The 21,552-nt window shown below is 62.3% G+C and carries 17 protein-coding genes; 6 read left to right on the top strand and 11 right to left on the bottom strand.

All coding sequences use genetic code 11. The features are described 5' to 3' along the window. Positions 1-49: 49 nt before the first annotated feature. Together JYG34_RS00085 and JYG34_RS00080 are read right to left on the bottom strand one after the other, a co-directional pair. Positions 50-937: a lysophospholipid acyltransferase gene (locus JYG34_RS00085; RefSeq protein ID WP_213658989.1), complete on the bottom strand. Its 888-nt coding sequence runs from the start codon at positions 935-937 to the stop codon at positions 50-52. 41 nt (positions 938-978) lie between these two features. Next, on the bottom strand, positions 979-1,530 hold the full coding sequence (locus tag JYG34_RS00080) for a DNA-3-methyladenine glycosylase I (RefSeq protein ID WP_213658988.1): 552 nt from the start codon (positions 1,528-1,530) through the stop codon (positions 979-981). Positions 1,531-1,614: 84 nt separating this feature from the next. Here JYG34_RS00080 and glyQ point away from each other — a divergent pair, with 84 nt between their 5' ends. From glyQ to JYG34_RS00060, 4 genes are all read left to right on the top strand, one after another. Then, positions 1,615-2,562: a glycine--tRNA ligase subunit alpha gene (glyQ, locus tag JYG34_RS00075; protein WP_011531473.1), complete on the top strand. Its 948-nt coding sequence runs from the start codon at positions 1,615-1,617 to the stop codon at positions 2,560-2,562. Next, positions 2,559-4,613 carry a glycine--tRNA ligase subunit beta gene (gene glyS, locus JYG34_RS00070; protein ID WP_213658987.1) on the top strand — a complete coding sequence of 685 codons (2,055 nt, stop codon included), beginning with the start codon at positions 2,559-2,561 and terminating at the stop codon, positions 4,611-4,613. The genes glyQ and glyS overlap by 4 nt, the downstream gene beginning before the upstream one ends. A gap of 4 nt (positions 4,614-4,617) precedes the next feature. Continuing rightward, the gene (gmhB, locus tag JYG34_RS00065) at positions 4,618-5,145 is read left to right on the top strand and encodes a D-glycero-beta-D-manno-heptose 1,7-bisphosphate 7-phosphatase (protein ID WP_213658986.1); all 528 of its coding nucleotides are present in this window, start codon (positions 4,618-4,620) and stop codon (positions 5,143-5,145) included. A 65-nt stretch (positions 5,146-5,210) separates the two neighbouring features. Next, positions 5,211-5,981 carry a lysophospholipid acyltransferase family protein gene (locus tag JYG34_RS00060; protein WP_011531470.1) on the top strand — a complete coding sequence of 257 codons (771 nt, stop codon included), beginning with the start codon at positions 5,211-5,213 and terminating at the stop codon, positions 5,979-5,981. Between the two features lie 219 nt (positions 5,982-6,200). Here JYG34_RS00060 and JYG34_RS00055 read toward each other — a convergent pair whose 3' ends face one another. Both JYG34_RS00055 and JYG34_RS00050 read right to left on the bottom strand, forming a co-directional pair. Next, on the bottom strand, positions 6,201-7,820 hold the full coding sequence (locus tag JYG34_RS00055; RefSeq protein ID WP_213658985.1) for an MFS transporter: 1,620 nt from the start codon (positions 7,818-7,820) through the stop codon (positions 6,201-6,203). A gap of 97 nt (positions 7,821-7,917) precedes the next feature. Next, the gene (locus JYG34_RS00050) at positions 7,918-9,567 is read right to left on the bottom strand and encodes a GMC family oxidoreductase (protein WP_213658984.1); all 1,650 of its coding nucleotides are present in this window, start codon (positions 9,565-9,567) and stop codon (positions 7,918-7,920) included. A 251-nt stretch (positions 9,568-9,818) separates the two neighbouring features. On the opposite strand from JYG34_RS00050, the gene JYG34_RS00045 reads away from it, so the two are divergent. Beyond that, on the top strand, positions 9,819-10,706 hold the full coding sequence (locus JYG34_RS00045; RefSeq protein ID WP_213658983.1) for a LysR family transcriptional regulator: 888 nt from the start codon (positions 9,819-9,821) through the stop codon (positions 10,704-10,706). Here the strand turns inward: JYG34_RS00045 and JYG34_RS00040 are convergent. The 3 genes from JYG34_RS00040 to JYG34_RS00030 are packed head-to-tail and all read right to left on the bottom strand — an operon-like array spanning position 10,695 to position 13,716. After that, the gene (locus JYG34_RS00040; protein WP_213658982.1) at positions 10,695-11,513 is read right to left on the bottom strand and encodes a sulfite exporter TauE/SafE family protein; all 819 of its coding nucleotides are present in this window, start codon (positions 11,511-11,513) and stop codon (positions 10,695-10,697) included. The genes JYG34_RS00045 and JYG34_RS00040 overlap by 12 nt on opposite strands. Next, positions 11,510-12,790, bottom strand: a complete 1,281-nt coding sequence (locus JYG34_RS00035) for an NAD(P)/FAD-dependent oxidoreductase (protein ID WP_213658981.1) — start codon at positions 12,788-12,790, stop codon at positions 11,510-11,512. Before JYG34_RS00035 ends, JYG34_RS00040 begins: the two co-directional genes overlap by 4 nt. Positions 12,791-12,831: 41 nt before the next feature. Further along, positions 12,832-13,716, bottom strand: coding sequence for an MBL fold metallo-hydrolase (locus JYG34_RS00030; protein WP_213658980.1), 885 nt, complete (start codon positions 13,714-13,716; stop codon positions 12,832-12,834). A gap of 246 nt (positions 13,717-13,962) precedes the next feature. On the opposite strand from JYG34_RS00030, the gene JYG34_RS00025 reads away from it, so the two are divergent. Further along, a complete protein-coding gene (locus JYG34_RS00025; RefSeq protein ID WP_213658979.1) occupies positions 13,963-15,264 on the top strand; it encodes a sigma-54 interaction domain-containing protein in 1,302 nt (433 codons plus the stop codon). A gap of 73 nt (positions 15,265-15,337) precedes the next feature. On the opposite strand, the gene gyrB is transcribed toward JYG34_RS00025, so the two are convergent. The 4 genes from gyrB to dnaA are packed head-to-tail and all read right to left on the bottom strand — an operon-like array spanning position 15,338 to position 21,552. Then, positions 15,338-17,758, bottom strand: coding sequence for a DNA topoisomerase (ATP-hydrolyzing) subunit B (gene gyrB / locus JYG34_RS00020; RefSeq protein WP_213658978.1), 2,421 nt, complete (start codon positions 17,756-17,758; stop codon positions 15,338-15,340). A 4-nt stretch (positions 17,759-17,762) separates the two neighbouring features. Further along, on the bottom strand, positions 17,763-18,866 hold the full coding sequence (recF, locus tag JYG34_RS00015) for a DNA replication/repair protein RecF (RefSeq protein WP_213658977.1): 1,104 nt from the start codon (positions 18,864-18,866) through the stop codon (positions 17,763-17,765). A gap of 15 nt (positions 18,867-18,881) precedes the next feature. Then, positions 18,882-19,985: a DNA polymerase III subunit beta gene (dnaN, locus tag JYG34_RS00010; protein ID WP_011531460.1), complete on the bottom strand. Its 1,104-nt coding sequence runs from the start codon at positions 19,983-19,985 to the stop codon at positions 18,882-18,884. Positions 19,986-20,025: 40 nt separating this feature from the next. After that, positions 20,026-21,552: a chromosomal replication initiator protein DnaA gene (dnaA, locus tag JYG34_RS00005; RefSeq protein WP_213658976.1), complete on the bottom strand. Its 1,527-nt coding sequence runs from the start codon at positions 21,550-21,552 to the stop codon at positions 20,026-20,028.

The following is a 21,552-nucleotide window of genomic DNA, read 5'->3' as shown; positions in this document are numbered from 1 at the left end:
GCTGACGCATTCGCGGGTAAACCCGCTCCCACAGAAGATGGTGGAAACCTCAATACCAGCGCGCTTCGCCCGCCGGGCGCTTCTTGAAACGCTTCATGCTCCACATGTACTGGCTCGGGTACTCGCGCACATAACGCTCGACCACCTTGCTCATGGCCGCCGCCGACACCGTCACATCCTCGCTGTACATTTCTTCCGGCGCCGCCTCCAGGAACACCTTGAAGCCCGAACCGTCCGGCAGCCGCAGGGCATGCAGGAAAACACCCACCGCCTTGCCACCGGCCAGCATGTTCGGCACGAACTTGCTGGTCAGCGCCTGGGTACCCAGGAACGGCACGAACACCCCAGCCGACTCGGCCGGCTCCGGGTCGGCGGGAATGCCCACCTGGCCACCCCGGCGCACTTCCTTGATCACGCTGAGAATGCCTTCCTTGGTCGAAGGCGCTACGCGGTTGCCCATCTGCACGCGCTGTTCACGCAGCAAGTCATCCACGGCCTTCAGCTTGGGCGGGCGGTAGAAGATGATCGGTTTGCACTGGTTGCAATAAAAGTGGTTGAGCACCTCCCAGTTACCCAGATGGCTGGTGATGCCCACCACGCCCTTGCCCGAGGCCAGGGCCTGCTCCAGCACTTCCAGGCCGTGCACTTCCTTGACCAGCTCCAGCGAGCGCTGCGGCGGCCAGATCCAGGCGCAGGCGCTCTCGACGAACGACTTGCCGATATCCTTCAACGCACGGCCCACCAGTTGCTCGCGCTCGACCGGGTCCATTTCCGGGAAACACTTGGCCAGGTTGATGCGCACGACATTGCGCGAGCCATTGGGGATTTTCCACATCAACCAGCCGATACCGGCGCCGACACGCTGCACAGCGCCCCAGGGCAGCTTGGCAAACAGGCGCAGCACCCCGACCATCAGGGCGCCCTTGAACTTTTCCACAGGCGAATTCCTTATTTCAGCAAGGCGCGCATTGTACCCCGTCAACGCGCCAGCGCGGCGTAGCGATCGCAGTCGGTGGTGTGGTCCATGACCATGCCGGTAGCCTGCATGAAGGCGTAGCAGATGGTCGGGCCGACGAACGTGAAGCCGGCCTTCTGCAGGGCCTTGCTCATGGCCTTGGCTTCGTCGGTCACCGCCGGCACATCGGCGCGGGAAGCGAAGTGGTTGATCTTCGGTTGCCCGCCGACGAACGACCACAGCCACTCGGCGGGGTTATCCACAGCCAGCCAGGCTTCTGCATTGCGGCGCACGGCCTTGAGCTTCAGGCGGTTGCGGATGATGCCAGCGTCGAGCATCAACTCCTCGATGCGTTCGTCGCTCAAGCGCGCCAGTTTCACCGGGTCGAACCCGTGCAGCACCTCACGATAGCGCTCACGTTTCTTCAATACGGTGATCCACGACAGCCCCGCCTGGAACCCTTCGAGCAAAAGCATCTCGAAGAGCAACGCCGGGTCGCGCTGCGGCGTTCCCCATTCGTGGTCGTGATAGGCCGCGTACAACGGATCGTCGGAACACCAAAAGCAGCGTGGCATAAGGCTCCAATTACGTAGAGGGCGAGGCGAATCGGGTTATACTCCCGCTCTTTACATCCGCATCCCCAGATACAGGTGAATTTCGTGAGCCAGCCTACGCCAGCCGTGCGTACCTTCCAAGACCTGATCCTCGCCCTGCAGAACTACTGGGCCGAGCAAGGTTGTGTGGTGCTTCAGCCCTACGATATGGAAGTAGGCGCCGGCACTTTCCACACTGCCACCTTCCTGCGCGCCGTGGGCCCGGAGACGTGGAACGCCGCCTATGTGCAGCCAAGCCGTCGCCCCGCCGACGGACGGTATGGTGAAAACCCCAACCGCCTGCAGCACTACTACCAGTTCCAGGTGGTGCTCAAGCCGAACCCGGCCAACTTCCAGGAGCTGTACCTCGGCTCGCTGAAAGCCATCGGCCTGGACCCGCTGGTTCACGACATCCGTTTCGTCGAAGACAACTGGGAATCGCCAACCCTGGGCGCCTGGGGCCTGGGCTGGGAAATCTGGCTGAACGGCATGGAGGTGACCCAGTTCACCTACTTCCAGCAGGTCGGCGGCATCGAGTGCTACCCGGTCACCGGTGAGATCACCTACGGCCTGGAGCGCCTGGCCATGTACCTGCAGGGCGTCGACTCGGTCTACGACCTGGTGTGGGCCGACGGCCCGTTCGGCAAGGTCACCTACGGCGACGTGTTCCACCAGAACGAAGTGGAACAGTCGACCTACAACTTCGAGCACGCCAACGTCGAGAAACTGTTCGAGCTGTTCGACTTCTACGAAAGCGAAGCGAACCGCCTGATCAAGCTGGACCTGCCGCTGCCCACCTACGAAATGGTCCTGAAGGCCTCGCACACCTTCAACCTGCTGGACGCCCGCCGCGCCATCTCGGTGACCGAGCGCCAGCGCTACATCCTGCGCGTACGCACGCTCGCCCGTGACGTGGCGCAAAGCTACCTGCAAGCCCGCGCACGCCTGGGCTTCCCGATGGCTTCTCCTGAACTGCGTGACGAAGTGTTGGCTAAGCTGGAGGCTGCACAATGAGTGCTCAAGATTTCCTGGTTGAACTGGGCACCGAAGAGCTGCCACCGAAGGCCCTGGCCTCGCTGGGCGACGCGTTCCTCGCCGGCATCGAGAAAGGCCTGCAGGCCGCCGGCCTGAACTACACCGGCAAGCAGGTGTACGCCGCGCCGCGCCGCCTGGCCGTGCTGCTTCGCCAGCTGGATGTGCAACAGCCTGACCGCAGCATCAACATCGACGGCCCGCCCCGCCAGGCCGCCTTCGACGCCGAAGGCAACCCGACTCAAGCTGCCCTGGGCTTCGCCAAGAAGTGCGGCGTGGAGCTGTCGGACATCGACCAGAGCGGCGCGAAACTGCGTTTCTCGCAGCACATCCCGGGTAAAGCTACCGCCAGCCTGCTGCCCACCATCGTCGAAGACTCGCTCAACGACCTGCCGATCCCCAAGCGCATGCACTGGGGCGCCAGCCGTGAAGAGTTCGTGCGCCCGACGCAATGGCTGGTGATGCTGCTCGGCGACCAGGTGGTCGACTGCACCATCCTCGCGCAAAAAGCTGGCCGTGAATCCCGTGGCCACCGCTTCCACCACCCGGAAAACGTGGTCATCACCACCCCGGCCAACTACGTCGAAGACCTGCGCAAAGCCTACGTGCTGGCCGACTTCGCCGAGCGTCGCGAGCTGATCAGCAAGCGCACCGCGGAACTGGCCATGCAGCAAGAAGGCTCGGCCATCGTGCCGCCGGCGCTGCTGGACGAAGTGACCGCCCTGGTCGAGTGGCCGGTGCCGCTGGTGTGCTCGTTCGAGGAGCGTTTCCTCGAGGTGCCGCAGGAAGCCCTGATCACCACCATGCAGGACAACCAGAAGTACTTCTGCCTGCTGGACAGCGAAGGCAAGCTGCTGCCGCGCTTCATCACCGTGGCCAACGTCGAGAGCCGCGATCCGAAGCAGATCGTGCAGGGCAACGAGAAAGTCGTGCGCCCACGCCTGACCGACGCCGAGTTCTTCTTCAAGCAAGACAAGAAGCAGCCGCTGGAAAGCTTCAACGAGCGCCTGAAGAACGTGGTGTTCCAGGCTCAGTTGGGCACCGTGTTCGACAAGGCCGAGCGCGTGTCGAAACTGGCCGCCTTCATTGCCCCGTACATCGGCGGCAGCGCAAATAACGCTGGCCGTGCCGGCCTGCTGTCCAAATGCGACCTGGCCTCGGAGATGGTCGGTGAATTCCCTGAAATGCAGGGTATCGCCGGCTACTACTACGCCCTCAACGACGGCGAGCCGCAAGACGTCGCCCTGGCGCTGAACGAGCAGTACATGCCGCGCGGTGCTGGCGCCGAGCTGCCGCAGACCCTCACCGGTGCCGCCGTGGCCATCGCCGACAAGCTCGACACCCTGGTCGGCATCTTCGGTATCGGCATGCTGCCCACCGGCAGCAAGGACCCGTACGCCCTGCGTCGCGCCGCCCTGGGTGTGCTGCGTATCCTGATCGAGAAACAGCTGGACCTCGACCTGACCACCGCAGTCGACTTCGCGGTCAAGCAGTTCGGCACCAAGGTCAAGGCCGCCGGCCTGTCCGAACAAGTGCTGGAGTTCATCTTCGACCGCCTGCGCGCGCGTTATGAAGACGAGGGCATCGACGTCGCCACCTACCTGTCGGTGCGTGCCCTGAAACCAGGCTCGGCCCTGGACTTCGACCAGCGCGTACAGGCCGTGCAGGCCTTCCGCAAGCTGCCGGAAGCCAACGCCCTGGCGGCGGCGAACAAGCGCGTGTCGAACCTGCTGGGCAAGGCCGAAGGCGCCATCGCCGACCAGGTCGAGCCCAAGTACTTCGACAACGCCAACGAGTTCTCGCTGTACTCGGCCATCCAGCAGGCCGACCAGGCCGTGCAACCGATGGCCTCCGCGCGTCAGTACAACGAAGCCTTGGCCCGCCTGGCTGCCCTGCGCGACCCGGTAGACGCCTTCTTCGAAGCGGTACTGGTCAACGCCGAGGACGCCAAGGTGCGCGCCAACCGTTATGCCCTGCTCAGCCGCCTGCGCGGCCTGTTCCTGGGCGTGGCCGATATCTCGCTGCTGGGGTAAGTCGTTGAAACTGCTGATTCTTGATCGAGACGGAGTGATCAACCACGACTCCGACGCCTACATCAAGTCGCTGGAGGAGTGGGTCCCCATTCCCGGCTCGATCGAGGCCATCGCGCAGTTGAGCAAGGCGGGCTGGACGGTGACTGTTGCCACCAACCAGTCCGGCATTGCCCGCGGCTACTACCCGCTGGCCACGCTGGAGGCCATGCATGCGCGCCTGCGCGCGCTGGTGGCCGAGCAGGGTGGCGAGGTCGGCTTGATCGTGCATTGCCCGCACGGCCCGGACGAAGGCTGCGATTGCCGCAAACCCAAGCCCGGCATGCTGCGGGCGATCGCCGAGCACTACCAGGTGCCTTTGCCCGGCGTATGGTTCGTCGGTGACAGCAAAGGTGACCTGGAGGCGGCCCTGGCCGTCGATGCACAACCCGTGCTGGTAAAAACCGGCAAGGGCGAAAGGACCCTGGAAAAAGGTGTCCCGGAAACTACACTGATTTTCGACGATCTGGCAGCCATCGCCAGAGAACTTATTTAAATGAGTGCGCCAGGAACGGCGCACTTTTCATTAGGCGGGCACGCCCCGCAACGGTATATGCCACTATGTCGATCCTGCAGGCGATCAGAATCTTTCTTTTTTACCTGCTGTTGGGCACCAGTTCGCTGCTGTGGTGCTCGCTGAGCTTCTTCGTCGCGCCTTTCCTGCCGTTCCCCAAGCGCTACAAGTTCATCAACGTGTACTGGTGCCGCTGCGCGCTGTTCCTGGTGAAGACGATCCTGGGGATCGACTACAAGATCACCGGTGCCGAGCATGTGCCTGATGTGCCGTGCGTGATCCTGTCGAACCACCAGAGCACCTGGGAGACGTTCTTCCTGTCGGCATACTTCTCGCCACTGAGCCAGGTGCTCAAGCGCGAGCTGCTGTACGTGCCGTTCTTCGGCTGGGCCATGGCCATGCTGCGGCCGATCGCCATCGACCGGAAGAACCCGAAGGAGGCCTTGCGCCAGGTTGCCAGCCAGGGTGACGAGTTGCTCAAGCAGGGCACCTGGGTGCTGATCTTCCCCGAAGGCACCCGCGTGCCCCACGGCCAGATGGGCAAGTTCTCCCGCGGTGGTACCGCGCTGGCAGTGAATGCCGGCCTGCCGGTGCTGCCAATCGCCCACAACGCCGGCAAGTTCTGGCCCCGTGAAGGCTGGGGCAAGCGCCCGGGCACCATCGAGGTGGTGATTGGCGCGCCGATGTACCCGGAAGGGACGGGGCCACGGGCCATTGCCGAGCTCAACGACCGCGCCCAGGCGTGGAACGAGGCGGCTCAGCGAGCCATGGGTTCACTGCCGCCGGTGGCGGAAAATCCAGAACAGCAGCACGCCTGACGTTCTGTGGATAAGTTGTTAGCAATTTTGGGATTACGGGTGTCAGAACATAGCTAAGCTGTTGAATTAGCTATTTATTTCTCTGTATGACGTTTTTCTGAAAATCGTGCATAAGTTTTTTTGCGCGATAAAAAAACCGGCTTTTACGCCGGTTTTTTTGTGTCTCAGGATCAGTGGCGTGCGAATACCTGCAGGAGCCGGCTTGCCGGCGAACAGGCCTCACACCTTGTCGATATCCACATCCCGGGTCTCTTTCAGGCAGAAGATCCCCACCACCAGGCTCACCCCGGTGATCAGCACCGGGTACCACAGCCCGTAGAAGATATCCCCGGTATACACCACCAACGCGAACGACACCGTCGGGAGGAAGCCTCCGAACCAGCCGTTACCGATGTGATAGGGCAGGGACATCGAGGTATAGCGAATACGCGTGGGGAACAGCTCGACCATCACCGCCGCCAGTGGCCCGTAGGTCATGGTGGCGATCAGGATCATGACGACGATCAGCAGCACCACCATCACCTGGTTCACGTTCGCCGGGTCTGCCTTGGCCGGATAACCTGCCGCATCGATGGCGCTGCGCATGGCCGTCTCGTCGAAGCCATTGATGGTCTTGTCACCGATGCTGACGATCACCTCGCTGCCGCCGACATTCACCGAGCTATAGGGCAAGCCCTGCTTGACCAGGAACGTCTTGACCTTGTCGCACGGGCTGTCGAAGCGCGCCTTGCCCACCGGGTCGAACTGGAAGGTGCAGCCCTTGGGGTCGGCGGTGACGATAATCGGTGCCTGGCGGCTGGCGGCGTCGATCTGTGGGTTGGCGTAATGGCTCAGGGCCTTGAACAGCGGGAAGTACAGCACCGTCGCCAGCAGCAGGCCGAGCATCAGGATCGGCTTGCGCCCCACGCGGTCCGACAGCCAACCGAAGAACACGAAGAACGGCGCGCCGATCACCACGCTGATGATCAGCAGCGTGTTGGCCTGGGCCGGGTCCATCTTGAGCATCTGGGTCATGAAGAACAGCACGTAGAACTGCGCGGTGTAGAAAGTCACCGCCTGCCCGGCATTGATACTGAACAGCGCGGTGAGCACCACCTTGAGGTTGGGCCAGGAAGTGAATGACTCGCGGATCGGCGATTTGCTCACCTTGCCCTGGGCCTTCATTTTCACGAAGGCCGGCGACTCGTGCATGCTCATGCGGATCCAGGTGGAAATCGCCAGCAACACGATCGACAGCAGGAACGGCAGGCGCCAGCCCCAGGTTTCGAACTGGTCACCGCTGATATAGCGGCTGGCCAGGACCACGGTCAGCGACAACAGCAAGCCCAGCGTGGCGGTGGACTGGATGAAGCCGGTGTGGAAACCCCGTTTGCCGTGAGGCGCGTGCTCGGCGACATAGGTAGCCGCACCACCATACTCACCGCCCAGCGCCAGGCCCTGGAGCATGCGCAACACCACCAGGATAATCGGCGCGGCGATGCCGATACTGGCATAGGTCGGTAACAAGCCCACTGCAAAGGTGGACAACCCCATCAGCACGATGGTCACCAGGAAGGTGTACTTGCGTCCGATCATGTCACCCAGACGGCCGAACACCAGCGCCCCGAACGGACGCACCAGGAAGCCGGCGGCGAAGGCCATCAAGGCGAAGATGAAGGCGGTGGTGTCATTGACGCCGGCAAAGAACTGCTTGCTGATGACAGCAGCCAGCGCGCCATAGAGAAAAAAGTCATACCACTCGAACACCGTCCCGAGGGATGACGCGAAAATGATCTTGCGCTCTTCACGGCGGCTGGGGCTGCTCGCCGCCGCGCCCTGTTCCTGGATGTAATCCGACATCGTTGCTGTCCTCGGCCCGCAGGCCACAGTGATTATTCTTGTTGTTCCACTGCCGGCGACCTCCGCTCACAAGCCGCCGCTGTTGCAAACACCCGGGTCAGGGCGTCGGTATCGCGCTGGCGTCGCTGAGGTTGGTCTGGGTATTGGCCCCCTTGAGGATCAGTTGTGCCGCCTTCTCGGCGATCATCAACGTGGGTGAGCAGGTATTGCCTGAGACGATCTGCGGCATGATCGAGGCGTCGGCCACGCGCAGGCCCGGGATGCCGTGAACGCGCAGCTGGTTATCCACAACATCCAGCGGCCCACTGCCCATGCGGCAGGTGCCCACCGGGTGGAAGATGGTGGTGCCGATCTGGCCGGCTGCCTGGTGCAAATCCTCCTCGCTCTGCAGGGCAGGGCCAGGCAGGTATTCACGGGGGGCGAAGGCGGCGAGGGCAGGGGCCTGGACGATACGCCGGGTGAGGCGGATGGCATCGGCGGCGACGCGCAGGTCCTCGGGAGCACTGAGGTAATTGGGGTCGATCAGCGGCGCGGTGTTCATGTCCGCCGAACGGATATCGATTCGACCACGGCTGGCCGGGCGCAGGTTGCACACCGAGGCGGTGAAGGCCGGGAACGGGTGCAGCGGTTCGCCGAAGCGGTCCAGCGACAATGGCTGCACGTGATATTGCAGGTTGGCCGTCACCTGCTCGGGGCTCGAACGCGCGAAGGCACCCAACTGGCTGGGCGCCATGGCCAACGGCCCACTGCGGTCATAGGCATAGCGAAGGCCCATCCCCAGCTTGCCCCACAGGCTGTTGGCCATCTGGTTGAGGGTGCGGGTACCCTGGATCTGGTAGATCAGGCGCAACTGCAGGTGGTCCTGGAGGTTGCCGCCGACACCTGGCATGTCGTGGCGCACACCGATGCCCAGCTCCTCGAGCAGCTTGCGCGGGCCGATACCGGAGCGCTGGAGAATGCCGGGCGAGCCGACGGAGCCCGCACACAGGATGATTTCGCGGCGAGCCGCGAACTCATGCCAGGCGCCTTGCCACAAGGCCTTCACGGCCCGGGCGCGGGTGTTGTCGAGCAGCACCTGGTCGACCTGAACACCGGTCAAGACGGTGAGGTTCGATCGCTTGAGGACAGGCCTGAGAAACGCCTTGGCCGAGTTCCAGCGCACACCGCTGCGCTGGTTGACCTGAAAGTATCCACAGCCTGCGTTGTCGCCTGTGTTGAAGTCAGCCACCTTGGCGATGCCACTCTGCTCGGCGGCATCGCGGAAGGCATCGAGGATCGGCCAGCTGTAGCGCTGCTGTTCGACCCGCCATTCCCCTGCGGCGCCGTGGCTGTCGCTGGCGCCGGCGAAGTGGTTCTCGCTGGCCATGAACAACGGCAGCACATCCTTCCACGCCCAGCCGTCGTTGCCTTGCTCGGCCCAGCGGTCGTAGTCGGCGGCCTGGCCACGCATGTAGATCATGCCGTTGATCGACGAGCAGCCCCCCAGCACCTTACCCCGTGGATAACCCAGGCTGCGACCGTTCAGGCCGGGCTGGGTCTCGGTCTTGAAGCACCAGTCGGTGCGTGGATTGCCGATGCAGTAGAGGTAACCGACAGGGATGTGAATCCAGGGATAGTTGTCGCGCCCACCCGCCTCGAGCAGCAATACGCGACACGAAGGGTCGGCGGACAAACGATTGGCCAGCAGGCAACCGGCGGGTCCGGCACCCACGACCACGTAGTCGTAGACAGAATCGGCTGATGGCATGTGCAACCTCGCGCCTGATTATTATTCTTGTCCCGCTCCATCTTATTGATTAATTTCGCCGAGGAAACACGAGATTTCGCGCAGCCGTTGTGCGTTTTAGCACAGCGCCGCACCCATGATCGGCGCTAATCCTGTAGGAGCGGCTTCAGCCGCGATGCAGCCTCCGCGGTGCCTGCCATCTGCTTCGCGGATGATCGCGGCTAAAGCCGTTCCTACAGCGAAAGGGCCCGATGAACGGCACAAGGATCAGCATGTTCGACTGGAACGATCTGCGGTTTTTCCTCGAGTTGCAGCGCAGCGGCCGCCTGCTCAGCGCCGCCAAGCGCCTCAATACCACCCACAGCACCGTGGCCCGGCATATCGAGAGCATCGAGAAGCACCTGGGCACCGCACTGTTCGTCCAGCATGCCCAGGGCTACGAACTCACCCCCTCCGGCCAGGCTCTGCTCAAGCACGCCGAGGCAATGGAGAACGTTGCCTTGCTGGCGCAGGAGGAGATCACCCAGGCCATCACGCCGCTGGGCAAGATTCGCCTGGGGGTGACCGAAGGCATCGGCATCATGTTCTTCACCCCGCGCATGAAAGCCTTGTTCCAGCGCTACCCGGGGCTTGAAGTGGAACTGGTGGCCGTGCCGCGCTTCGTCAGCATCCTCAACCGCGAAGCCGAGATCAGCATTCACCTGGAACGCCCCAACGCCGACCTGCTGATCACCCGCAAGCTCACGGACTACCGCCTGGCGCTCTACGCCAGCCAGGACTACCTGGACCGTGCACCGCCGCTGCACAGTCGCGAGGACCTGGCCCGGCACAGCTGGATAGGTTACGTCGACGACTTGCTGTTCAGCCAGGAGCTGCTGTTCCTCAACAGCTTCTGCCGGGCCCCCAACGTGGTGTTCCGCAGCACCAGCGTGATCGCCCAGCAGCACGCCGCCCAGGCCGGGTTGGGCATCGCCGTGCTGCCCAACTACATGGCCAGGCACGACCCGAAGCTGGTGCGCGTGCTGCCCAGCGAAACCATCCAGCGCAGCTACTGGATCTGCACCCGTCGTGAACTGCACAAGTCGGTACGCCTGCGGGTGGTGTGGGACTACCTGCTGGCGCTGTGCGCCGCCGAGCAGGACGAATTGCTAGCCGAGTAGTGCCTTGCCGGCCAGCAGCACCGCGGCGCCACATCCCACCACGGCGAACAGCTGTTGCAGGCGCGGGCCGGCCAGCTTGCTCGCCAATGGCCGCGCCAGCAGCAAGCCCACTACCGCGCCCACGGCAAACGGTGCCCCGACCCGCCAATGCATCAAGCCCGCCACGCTGGCGCTGACCACACTGCCGGTGGACACCAGGGCAATCACCGCCAGCGAAGTGGCGACGATGCTCTTCATGTTCAGGTTGGTGTAGCGGTTCAATGCCGGAATGATCACGAAGCCGCCACCAACACCCAACAGGCCGGACAGCAGCCCCGACAACATACCGGTGAACGCCAATGCCCGGGCGCAGGGCAGGGTCCAGCGCAGCCGCCCCTGCAGCGGGTTGAGCACGCAGGGCATGATCTGCCGATCACCGCAGGGCGATTCACCGCGCAACTCGCGGACCGCTTTACGCCAGATGCGCAGGCAGGCATAGACCAGCACTCCGGCGAACACCAGCGCCAGCGGTGCGTTGGGCAAACGGTGCGCGAGCATCAGGCCAAACGGTGCGCAGGCGATACCGATCACGGCAATGAACAATGCCGCACGGTAGCGTACCAGGCCCTGGCGCAAACCCAACACACCACCGACCGCCGCCGCCAACCCCACGGCCAGCAAGCCGATCGGCGCCGCCTCGACCATGCTCAGCCCAAGCCCGAAGACCAGCAACGGCACCGCGAGGATGCCACCGCCAGCACCGGTCAAGGCCAGTACCGCCCCAATGATCGCGCCGAGCCCAGCCCCCAGCAATTGATGCTCGATCACTGCTGCGCCTCGACCACCAGGGGTTGCGGGCGCGCCAGCCATTCACGGCCCTTGAGCATCGCCTTCCAGTACAGCGGCGGCAGGATCCGGGCCTTGAGCAGCCAGGCGAGGCGAGTCGGTTTGCGTCCGTCGAGCAGCCAGCGTGGGAAACTCGGCGCCACCTTGCCACCGTAGGTGAACTCAGCGAGGACGATCTTGCCGCGCTCCACCGTCAGCGGGCATGAGCCGTAGCCGTCGTACTGCGCCAGGGCCGACAAGCGGCCGAGCGCCACCAGCACATTATTGGCCACCACCGGTGCCTGCTTGCGCGCGGCGGCGGCGGTCTTGGCGTTGGTGGTATTGGCCACGTCGCCTAGCGCGTGGACATTGCCGAACTGGCGATGGCGCAGGGTATGTGGATCGACGTCCACCCAGCCGGCGGCGTCGGCCAGCGGGCTCTGGCGGATGAAATCCGGAGCCACTTGCGGCGGTACCACATGCAGCATGTCGAACGCCTCGACGCGGGTCTCGGTGCTGCCATCGGGAAGGGTACGCATGAAGGTGGCGCGCTTGTTCGGGCCGTCCACCGCCACCAGGCGATGCTGGTAGTTGAGGTCGACCGCGTACTTGTCGATGTAGCTCATCAGGGCCGGGACATAATCCGCTACCCCGAACAGCACGGCACCAGCATTGAAGAAACTGGCCCTGACATTGCCAAGATGGCCATTGCGCAACCAGTGGTCGCAGGACAGGTACAACGCTTTCTGCGGTGCTCCCGCGCACTTGATCGGCATCGGTGGTTGGGTGAAGAGGGCGCGGCCGTGCTTCAGCTTCTGCACCAGTTGCCAAGTGTAGGGCGCCAGGTCGTACCGGTAATTGGAGGTGACGCCGTTGCGCCCCAATGTTTCGCTCAAGCCTTCGATGGCATTCCAATCAAGCTTCAGCCCTGGGCAGACCACCAGTTGTTCATAGCTGACGGCACGGCCATCATCGAGCATCACCAGTTGCCCATGGGGGTCGAAACCTTCGACCCGTGCCTTGATCCAGCGCACGCCACGGGGCAGGGTCGCAGCCATGGTGTGGGCTGTGCTCGGTGCCTTGAACACACCCGCGCCGACCATGGTCCAGCCCGGCTGGTAGTAGTGGACTTCGGCAGGGTCGATCAAGGCGATATCCAACGACGGGTCACGGGCGATCAGGCTGGAGGCGGTGGCGATGCCGGCGGCACCGGCGCCGACGATCACCACTTTGTGGTGGTCGGCACGGGAGGTATCGGCAGGGGACAGCAAGGCAGGCATGGCGATGTTCCTTTGGATCTTCGTTATAGGTGCGGCGACGCTTACAGCTTGTTCAGCGGGATCTTCAGGTAGCTCACGCCGTTCGCTTCAGGTTCGGGGAATTGGCCGCTGCGCATGTTGATCTGCACCGAGGGCAGGATCAGCACCGGCATGTCGAGAGTTTTGTCGCGGGCTTCGCGCATCTCGACAAAGCTCTCTTCACTGACACCTTCATGGATATGAATGTTGGCGGCGCGTTGCTCGGCCACGGTGGTTTCATAGCGCAGCTCGCGACCACCGGGCAGGTAGTCGTGGCACATGAACAGGCGAGTGTGGTCAGGGAAGGCGAGCAGGCGACGGATCGACCGGTACAGGGTTCTCGCGCTGGCGCCAGGGAAGTCGCAACGCGCGGTGCCATAGTCGGGTGTGAACAAGGTGTCGCCTACGAAAACGGCGATCTCGCCTGCGTCCTCGACCATGTAGCTCATGCAAGCCGGTGTATGGCCAGGGGTGTGCAGTGCTCGCGCATGCAGGTTGCCGATGCGAAACCCCTCTTCATCTTCGAACAGGACATCAAACTGACTGCCGTCCCGGGCAAAGCCAGGCCCGGCATTGAACAAGGTCCCGAAGACTTTCTGCACCTGGGTGATCTGCGCACCGATGGCGATGCTGCCGCCAAGCTTCTGCTTGAGGTAGGCCGCCGCAGACAGATGGTCGGCGTGCACATGGGTGTCAAGCAGCCATTGCACCTTGGCGCCTAGCGCCTCGACGCGGGCAATCAACTGGTCCGCTGAACGGCTGCAGGTGCGTCCGGACTTTGGATCGTAGTCCAGCACGCTGTCGATCAGCGCGCACTGGCGCGTCTCGCCATCCATGACCAGGTAGCTGATGGTCCAGGTCGCTTTGTCGAAGAACGCTTCGACGTGAAGGTTGTTACCGATGATCATTGCACTCTCCAGTTATCCACCGGGCCTCCTTGAAGGCATAGGCAGTGAAGGGTGCGTTATCAAGATGCATGCCATACCTTTTCGACGACCGCTGCCCCCTGTAGGTGCGGCCTTGAGCCGCGATGGGCTGCGCAGCAGCCCCCGGTCTGTCAGCCAAAGGTGACAGTTCCTGGCAGTCGACTGTCAGCCGATGGCAGTGTTTGGCAGTCCTTGCTACCCTCGCCAGGTCCTTCATCTGGTGCTGTCATGCTAGCTGCTTCCCATCCCGCGATCCTCGCGCTGGTGTCCTACCTCGAACACGATGTGCTCCCCAGCATTGTGCTGGACACCGACTACAACATCCTGGCCGCCAATGCCGCCTACCGTCGCCAGTTCGGCAACGAGGAGCACGCGCCGATTGGCGACAAGTGTCATCGGGTCTCGCACCACTATGCCGTACCCTGCGACCAGGCCGGTGAACACTGCCCGCTGCGTAAATCGCTGGACAGCAAGATGCCCGAGCGCGTGCTGCACATCCATCACACCCCCCGCGGCCCGGAACATGTCGATGTGGAACTGCGCCCGATCCTCGACGACGAGGGCAGGGTGGTGGCGTTCGTCGAGCGCCTGACCAGCGTCACCCTGGCATCAGCTCAACCGCAACAACAGGGCCTGGTTGGTCGAGCACCTGCCTTCAAGGCCGCCGTGGCCAGTTTGCAGCGTGCGGCGCCTGCTCAGATCCCAGTATTGCTTCAGGGCGAGTCTGGTACCGGCAAGGAACTGTTCGCCCGTGCCTTGCACCTGGGCAGCCCACGCGCCAATGGTCCCCTGGTGGTGGTGGACTGCACCGGGTTGACCGAGTCATTGTTCGAGAGTGAGTTGTTCGGCTATGAGAAGGGCGCCTTCACCGGTGCGACCCAACGCAAGATCGGCCTGGCCGAAGCTGCCCATGGCGGTACCCTGTTCCTCGACGAAATTGGGGAAGTGCCGCTGGCCATGCAGGTGAAGCTACTGCGCCTGATCGAATCCGGCAGCTTTCGTCCGGTGGGCAGCACACGTACGGTCCATTCGGACTTTCGCCTGGTCTCGGCCACGCACAAGCCACTGAAAGAAATGGCTGCTGAAGGGACCTTCCGCGAAGACCTCTATTACCGTATCAGCGGGTTCCCGATCCGCCTGCCATCACTGCGCGAACGGGTCGAAGATTTGCCATTGCTCTGTGAAAGTCTGCTGCAACGAATGGCTGGCAAACACCCGCCAAAGGTTACGCCTGAGGCGCTTGAGCGGCTGAACCTGCACACCTTCCCAGGCAACATACGCGAGCTCAGGAACATCCTGGAGCGTGCCCGGTTGTTCGCGGATGACGGGCTGATCCGTCCTGAGCATCTTCCAGAGGACATGTACCCGCCAGCAAAGCCAGTAGGTTCACGGGGGCGGGGCAAGCATGAGATGGCCGACCTGGCCCATGCCTTGGAAACCTTCAATGGCTCCCGTAGCGAGTTGGCCGATCATCTGGGGATGAGCGAACGCACGTTGTACCGTCGGCTGAAGGCACTGGGAATCTCATAGTTCCACGTGGAACATTTGTGCAGGCAAAAAAAAGCCAATCCCTGGGGATTGGCTTTTTTGTACTGCCCGCTAATCAGAAGTCCAGGTTGGACACCGACAATGCGTTGCTCTCGATGAAGTCGCGGCGTGGCTCCACCGCATCACCCATCAGGGTGTTGAACAGCTGGTCGGCGGCGATCGCGTCCTCGATGGTCACCTTGAGCATGCGGCGCACGGTCGGGTCCATGGTGGTTTCCCACAGCTGGTCCGGGTTCATCTCACCCAGCCCTTTGTATCGCTGGATGGTATGACGCTTGGTGCTCTCGTTCATCAGCCAGTCAAGGCCTTCCTTGAACTCGGTGACCGCCTTGCGACGCTCGCCACGCTGAACGTAGGCACCCTCTCCAAGCAAAGTGCCAAGCTTGGCGCCCAGGTTGACCACCGAGCGGTAGTCGTTGCTGCCGAAGAACTCTCGGTTGAAGGTGACATAGCTGGCCAGGCCGTGGGAGGTGATCTCCACTTCAGGCAGCCAGATGTTGCGCTCCTTGTCTTCGCGCAGGCTGGCCACATAGCTGAGGCCGGACTTCTGGCTGTTGTTCAGGCGCTCCTGGAACTTGGTCAGCCAGCCCTGCATGGTGGCCTGGTTGGCCAATTGCTCCAGGGTGACTTCCGGCAGGTAGATGAAGTGCTCGGTGAGCTCTTCCGGGTACAGGCGCGACAGACGCTTCAGCGTCTTCATCACGGCACGGAACTCGTTCACCAACGCCTCGAGCTGCACGCCCGAAACGGCTGGCGCAGACTCATCCAGGTGCAGGCTGGCATCTTCCAGGGCCGACTGGGTCATGTATTCTTCCATGGCCTCGTCGTCCTTGATGTACTGCTCCTGCTTGCCCTTCTTCACCTTGTACAGCGGCGGCTGGGCGATATAGATGTAGCCACGCTCGACCAGCTCCGGCAACTGACGGAAGAAGAAGGTCAGCAGCAGGGTACGGATGTGCGAACCGTCGACGTCAGCATCGGTCATGATGATGATGTTGTGATAACGCAGCTTGTCGATGTTGTACTCTTCGCGACCAATGCCACAGCCCAGCGCGGTGATCAGCGTACCGACCTCCTGCGAGGAGATCATCTTGTCGAAGCGTGCCTTCTCGACGTTGAGGATCTTGCCCTTGAGCGGCAGAATCGCCTGGGTACGGCGGTTACGACCTTGCTTGGCCGAACCACCCGCGGAGTCACCCTCCACCAGGTACAGTTCGGAAAGGGCAGGGTCCTTCTCCTGGCAGTCGGCCAGTTTGCCTGGCAGGCCGGCGATGTCCAGGGCACCTTTGCGGCGGGTCATCTCGCGTGCTTTACGCGCCGCTTCACGGGCGCGGGCAGCGTCGATCATCTTGCCGACCACGGCCTTGGCTTCGTTGGGGTTCTCCAACAGGAAGTCGGCGAAGTACTTGTTCATCTCCTGTTCCACGGCGGTTTTCACCTCCGAGGAAACCAGCTTATCCTTGGTCTGCGAGCTGAACTTGGGGTCCGGCACCTTGACCGAAATGATCGCGGTCAAGCCTTCACGCGCGTCGTCACCGGTGGTGGCGACCTTGTTCTTCTTCGCCAGGCCTTCCTGCTCGATGTAGCTGTTCAGGCTGCGGGTGAGCGAGGAACGGAAGCCGACCAGGTGAGTACCACCGTCGCGCTGGGGAATGTTGTTGGTGAAGCACAGCAGGTTTTCGTTGAAGCTGTCGTTCCATTGCAGGGCGACTTCGACACCCACGCCATCGTCACGCTGGACGTTGAAGTGGAAGACCTGGGAGTTGACCGGGGTCTTGTTGGTGTTCAGGTATTCAACGAAAGCACGTAGGCCGCCTTCATACTTGAAGAACTCTTCCTTGCCGCTGCGCTCATCCTTCAGCAGGATGCCGACACCGGAGTTCAGGAACGACAGCTCGCGGATGCGCTTGGCGAGGATGTCCCAGCTGAAGTGAATGTTCTTGAAGGTTTCAGCCGAAGGCTTGAAGTGAATGTGGGTGCCGGTAGTTTCGCTTTCACCCACCACGGCCATCGGTGCCTGTGGAACACCATGAACGTAAGTCTGTTCCCAGATCTTGCCGCTGCGGCGAACGGTGAGTACCAACTTCTCGGACAGGGCGTTCACCACCGAAACACCTACACCGTGCAGGCCGCCGGAAACCTTGTAGGAGTTGTCGTCGAACTTACCGCCGGCGTGCAGCACGGTCATGATGACCTCGGCTGCGGATACGCCTTCTTCTTTATGCACGTCGACCGGAATGCCACGGCCGTTGTCACGGACGCTGATGGATTCGTCGGTGTGAATGATGACGGTGATGTCATCGCAGTGCCCGGCCAGGGCTTCGTCGATCGAGTTGTCGACCACCTCGAATACCATGTGGTGCAGGCCGCTGCCGTCATCGGTGTCGCCAATGTACATGCCGGGACGCTTGCGTACGGCATCCAGCCCTTTCAGCACCTTGATGCTGGAGGAGTCGTACGTTTGATTTTCGCTCATGCCTTCACTCCCGATGGTCGTGGGTCTGGGTGATACGGCCCTGTTCCACGTGGAACAAAGCGACTGGCGTTTCCGTCTGCCAGCCTTCCCTCAGAAATTCGTGGTCTACACAGGTGATGAACACCTGGCAGTTCAATTCTTCAAGCAAGCGGCACAGGGCGCGGCGATGCTGTTCGTCCAACTCGGACGGCAAGTCATCCACCAGATAAATACACTGACCGCGGCGGACCTGGCTGACCAGGTGCCCTTGGGCAATCCGCAGGGCACACACCACCAGCTTCTGCTGCCCCCGCGAGAGAATGTCAGCCGCGTTGTTCGCACCCAATCGAAGGCGCAGATCAGCACGCTGAGGCCCTGCCTGGGTGTGCCCCATTTGCTGGTCACGAAGCAGAGAGGTCGCGAGGACTTCGTAGAGTTCCCGGTCCTTGTCCCAGCCTCGGTAGTAGCTCAGGGTTAGCCCGTCCAGTTCGACCAGCTCGCTCAGGGTTCGCTCGAAGACAGGCTTCAAGGCCTTGATGTAATTGCGGCGGTATTCATCTATCTCCGCACTGGCGAGGCATAACTCCCGATCCCAGGCGGCTTGCGAAACGGCGTCAAGTGTACCATGCCGCAGCCATGAGTTCCGCTGCCGCAGGGCCTTCTGCAGGCGCTGCCAAGTCGCCATGAAACGTGGTTCCACGTGGAACACACCCCAATCGAGGAACTGCCGACGAACTTTGGGGGCACCCTCGAGCAGGCGGAAACTGTCTGGGTTGATCAACTGCAGAGGCAGCATTTCGGCCAGCTGTGCTGCGCTGCGCGCATTCTGTCCGTCGATGCGGATAGTGAACTCCCCCTGACGCTCCCGGGATACCCCAAGATTGCTCGTACCACCTTCAGCCAACTCGACCTGGCCAAATACCGTGCAGGTTTGCTGCTCGTACTGGATGACCGGATTCAAACGGGTGCTGCGAAATGATCGAGCAAGACCAAGCAGGTGCACGGCTTCGAGCACGCTGGTCTTGCCGCTGCCATTGGCGCCGTAAAGGATGTTGATGCGGGGGGAGGGTGAGAGGGTCACCGGGTGCAGGTTGCGCACCGCGGTGACCGAAAGACGTCGAAGGGACATGTCGCCTGCTATGGGTTACAGACGCATCGGCATGACAACGTAGGACGAGTCGTCATTGCCAGCTTCCTGCAGCAGTGCACTGCTGTTGGAGTCCGACAGAATCAGGCGAACCTGTTCAGTGGTCATGACGCCCAGCACGTCCAGCAGGTAGCTGACGTTGAAACCGATCTCCAGCGAGCTGCCGTTGTAGTCGACGCTGATTTCTTCTTCCGCTTCTTCCTGCTCCGGGTTGTTGGCCTGGATCTTCAGCTGGCCGGCAGCCAGTTGCAGACGGATACCGCGGTACTTCTCGTTGGACAGGATCGCGGTGCGGCTGAACGCTTCACGCAACGCCTGACGATCGCCGATTACCAGCTTGTCGCCGCCCTTGGGCAGTACGCGCTCATAGTCCGGGAACTTGCCATCGACCAGCTTGGAGGTGAAGGTGAACTCACCGGTGGTGGCACGAATGTGGTGCTGGCCCAGGACGATGCTGACCGTGCCTTCCGGATCGGTCAGCAGACGCGCCAGCTCGAGGATACCTTTGCGTGGCACGATGACCTGATGACGATCAGCCTGGTCGATTGGTGCCTGCATGGCACACAGCGCCAGGCGGTGGCCATCGGTGGCCACGGCACGCAGGGTGCCGGGGGACACTTCCAGCAACATGCCGTTGAGGTAGTAACGCACGTCTTGCTGAGCCATGGCAAAGCTGGTGCGCTCGATCAGGCGGCGTAGTTTGCTCTGCTCCAGCTGGCAGGTCAGCGAGCCGGGGCCTTCTTCGACAGTCGGGAAGTCATTGGCCGGCAGGGTGGACAGGGTGAAACGGCTGCGACCGGCCTTGACCAGCAGCTTCTGCTCATCGACCTTGATATCGATCAGCGCATCGCTGGGCAGGCTTTTGCAAATGTCCATCAGCTTGCGCGCCGGAACGGTGATTTCGCCCGGCTCCGCAGGCTCTTCCAGTTGAACGCGGCCAACCAGTTCGACTTCCAGGTCGGTACCGGTCAACGACAACTGCTGGCCTTGCACGACCAGCAGGACGTTGGACAGGACCGGCAAGGTCTGGCGGCGCTCGACGACGCCGGCGACCAGTTGCAGGGGTTTCAACAGGGCTTCGCGTTGAATGGTGAAATGCATGGTCTAGTCCCTTGCCTTCAATTAGCTGCGCAGACGGCCATCAGGTCGTCAGCGTGCGCAGCAGGTTCTTGTAGTCCTCGCGGATGTCCGCGTCGGATTCCTTCAATTCATTGATCTTGCGGCAGGCGTGCAGCACGGTGGTGTGGTCGCGGCCGCCGAACATGTCGCCGATCTCAGGCAGACTGTGGTTGGTCAGCTCTTTCGACAACGCCATGGCCACCTGGCGTGGTCGCGCCACGGAGCGCGACCGACGCTTGGACAGCAGATCGGAGATCTTGATCTTGTAGTACTCGGCCACGGTGCGCTGAATGTTATCCACACTGACCAGCTTGTCCTGCAGCGCCAGCAGATCCTTGAGCGATTCGCGGATCAGCTCGATGGTGATATCGCGGCCCATGAAGTGCGAGTGGGCAATTACCCGCTTCAGGGCACCTTCGAGTTCACGCACGTTGGAGCGGATGCGCTGGGCGATGAAGAACGCGGCATCATGCGGCAGCTCGACCTTGGCCTGGTCGGCCTTCTTCATCAAGATCGCCACGCGGGTTTCCAGTTCCGGCGGCTCGACGGCCACCGTCAGTCCCCAGCCGAAACGCGACTTCAGGCGCTCTTCCAGGCCTTCGATTTCCTTCGGGTAGCGGTCGCTGGTGAGGATCACCTGCTGGCCACCTTCGAGCAGGGCGTTGAAGGTGTGGAAAAACTCCTCCTGCGAACGCTCCTTGCGGGCGAAGAACTGGATGTCATCGATGAGCAGTGCGTCGACCGAGCGGTAGAAGCGCTTGAACTCGTTGATGGCGTTGAGCTGCAGCGCCTTGACCATGTCGGCGACGAAACGCTCGGAATGCAGGTAGACCACCTTTGCGTTCGGGTTCTTCTTGAGCAGGTGGTTACCCACAGCGTGCATCAAGTGGGTCTTACCCAAGCCGACACCGCCATAAAGGAAGAGCGGGTTGTAACCGTGCTTGGGGTTGTCGGCGACCTGCCAGGCGGCGGCGCGCGCCAGTTGGTTCGACTTGCCTTCCACGAAGGTTTCGAAGGTGAAGGTGCGGTTCAGGTAGCTGGTGTGCTTGAGCGCCCCTTCGACCTGCACGGTGCGCTGTTCGGCACGGCCGCTGGCCGCTGGCGCCGAACCCGTATCGCTCATGCTGTCGAAGCTGTCCCGGCTGGACGGCTCTTCTACCTCGTTCAGCACAGGCTCAGCCACCGGCACGACGATAGGTTCACTCGGAACCACGACCTGCGCGGCCTGTTGTGTCTGCTGCGCCATGGTCGCGGCGACCGCCGCACTGACTGGCGCGTTGGGGGCGGCGCGCGGTGCCGAGCTGCGGCGGCTGCCTATTAATAGAGACAGAGCGGGCGCGAGGCCATTGCCGTGTTCGCCCAGCAGCTCGAGCAGACGACCCAGGTACTTTTCATTAACCCAGTCGAGCACGAAGCGGTTGGGCGCATAGACGCGCAACTCGTCGCCTTCGGCTTCGACCTGTAGCGGACGGATCCAGGTGTTGAATTGCTGGGCAGGCAGTTCATCGCGCAGAAGCTCCACGCACTGCTGCCAAAGTTCCACTGACAC

The organism is Pseudomonas entomophila (genome assembly GCF_018417595.1).
Lineage (GTDB): Bacteria > Pseudomonadota > Gammaproteobacteria > Pseudomonadales > Pseudomonadaceae > Aquipseudomonas > Aquipseudomonas entomophila_C.
Note: the sequence above shows the minus strand (reverse complement) of the source record. Positions and strands in the feature narration are given on the sequence as shown.

Bases quoted from the DNA above. Each gene is read 5' to 3' on its own strand.
- JYG34_RS00080 (WP_213658988.1), bottom strand. From the start codon at position 1,530: ATGCCACGCTGCTTTTGGTGTTCCGACGATCCGTTGTACGCGGCCTAT.
- glyS (WP_213658987.1), top strand. From the start codon at position 2,559: ATGAGTGCTCAAGATTTCCTGGTTGAACTGGGCACCGAAGAGCTGCCA.
- JYG34_RS00060 (WP_011531470.1), top strand. From the start codon at position 5,211: ATGTCGATCCTGCAGGCGATCAGAATCTTTCTTTTTTACCTGCTGTTG.
- JYG34_RS00055 (WP_213658985.1), bottom strand. From the start codon at position 7,820: ATGTCGGATTACATCCAGGAACAGGGCGCGGCGGCGAGCAGCCCCAGC.
- JYG34_RS00050 (WP_213658984.1), bottom strand. From the start codon at position 9,567: ATGCCATCAGCCGATTCTGTCTACGACTACGTGGTCGTGGGTGCCGGA.
- JYG34_RS00045 (WP_213658983.1), top strand. From the start codon at position 9,819: ATGTTCGACTGGAACGATCTGCGGTTTTTCCTCGAGTTGCAGCGCAGC.
- JYG34_RS00035 (WP_213658981.1), bottom strand. From the start codon at position 12,790: ATGCCTGCCTTGCTGTCCCCTGCCGATACCTCCCGTGCCGACCACCAC.
- JYG34_RS00030 (WP_213658980.1), bottom strand. From the start codon at position 13,716: ATGATCATCGGTAACAACCTTCACGTCGAAGCGTTCTTCGACAAAGCG.
- JYG34_RS00025 (WP_213658979.1), top strand. From the start codon at position 13,963: ATGCTAGCTGCTTCCCATCCCGCGATCCTCGCGCTGGTGTCCTACCTC.
- gyrB (WP_213658978.1), bottom strand. From the start codon at position 17,758: ATGAGCGAAAATCAAACGTACGACTCCTCCAGCATCAAGGTGCTGAAA.
- recF (WP_213658977.1), bottom strand. From the start codon at position 18,866: ATGTCCCTTCGACGTCTTTCGGTCACCGCGGTGCGCAACCTGCACCCG.
- dnaN (WP_011531460.1), bottom strand. From the start codon at position 19,985: ATGCATTTCACCATTCAACGCGAAGCCCTGTTGAAACCCCTGCAACTG.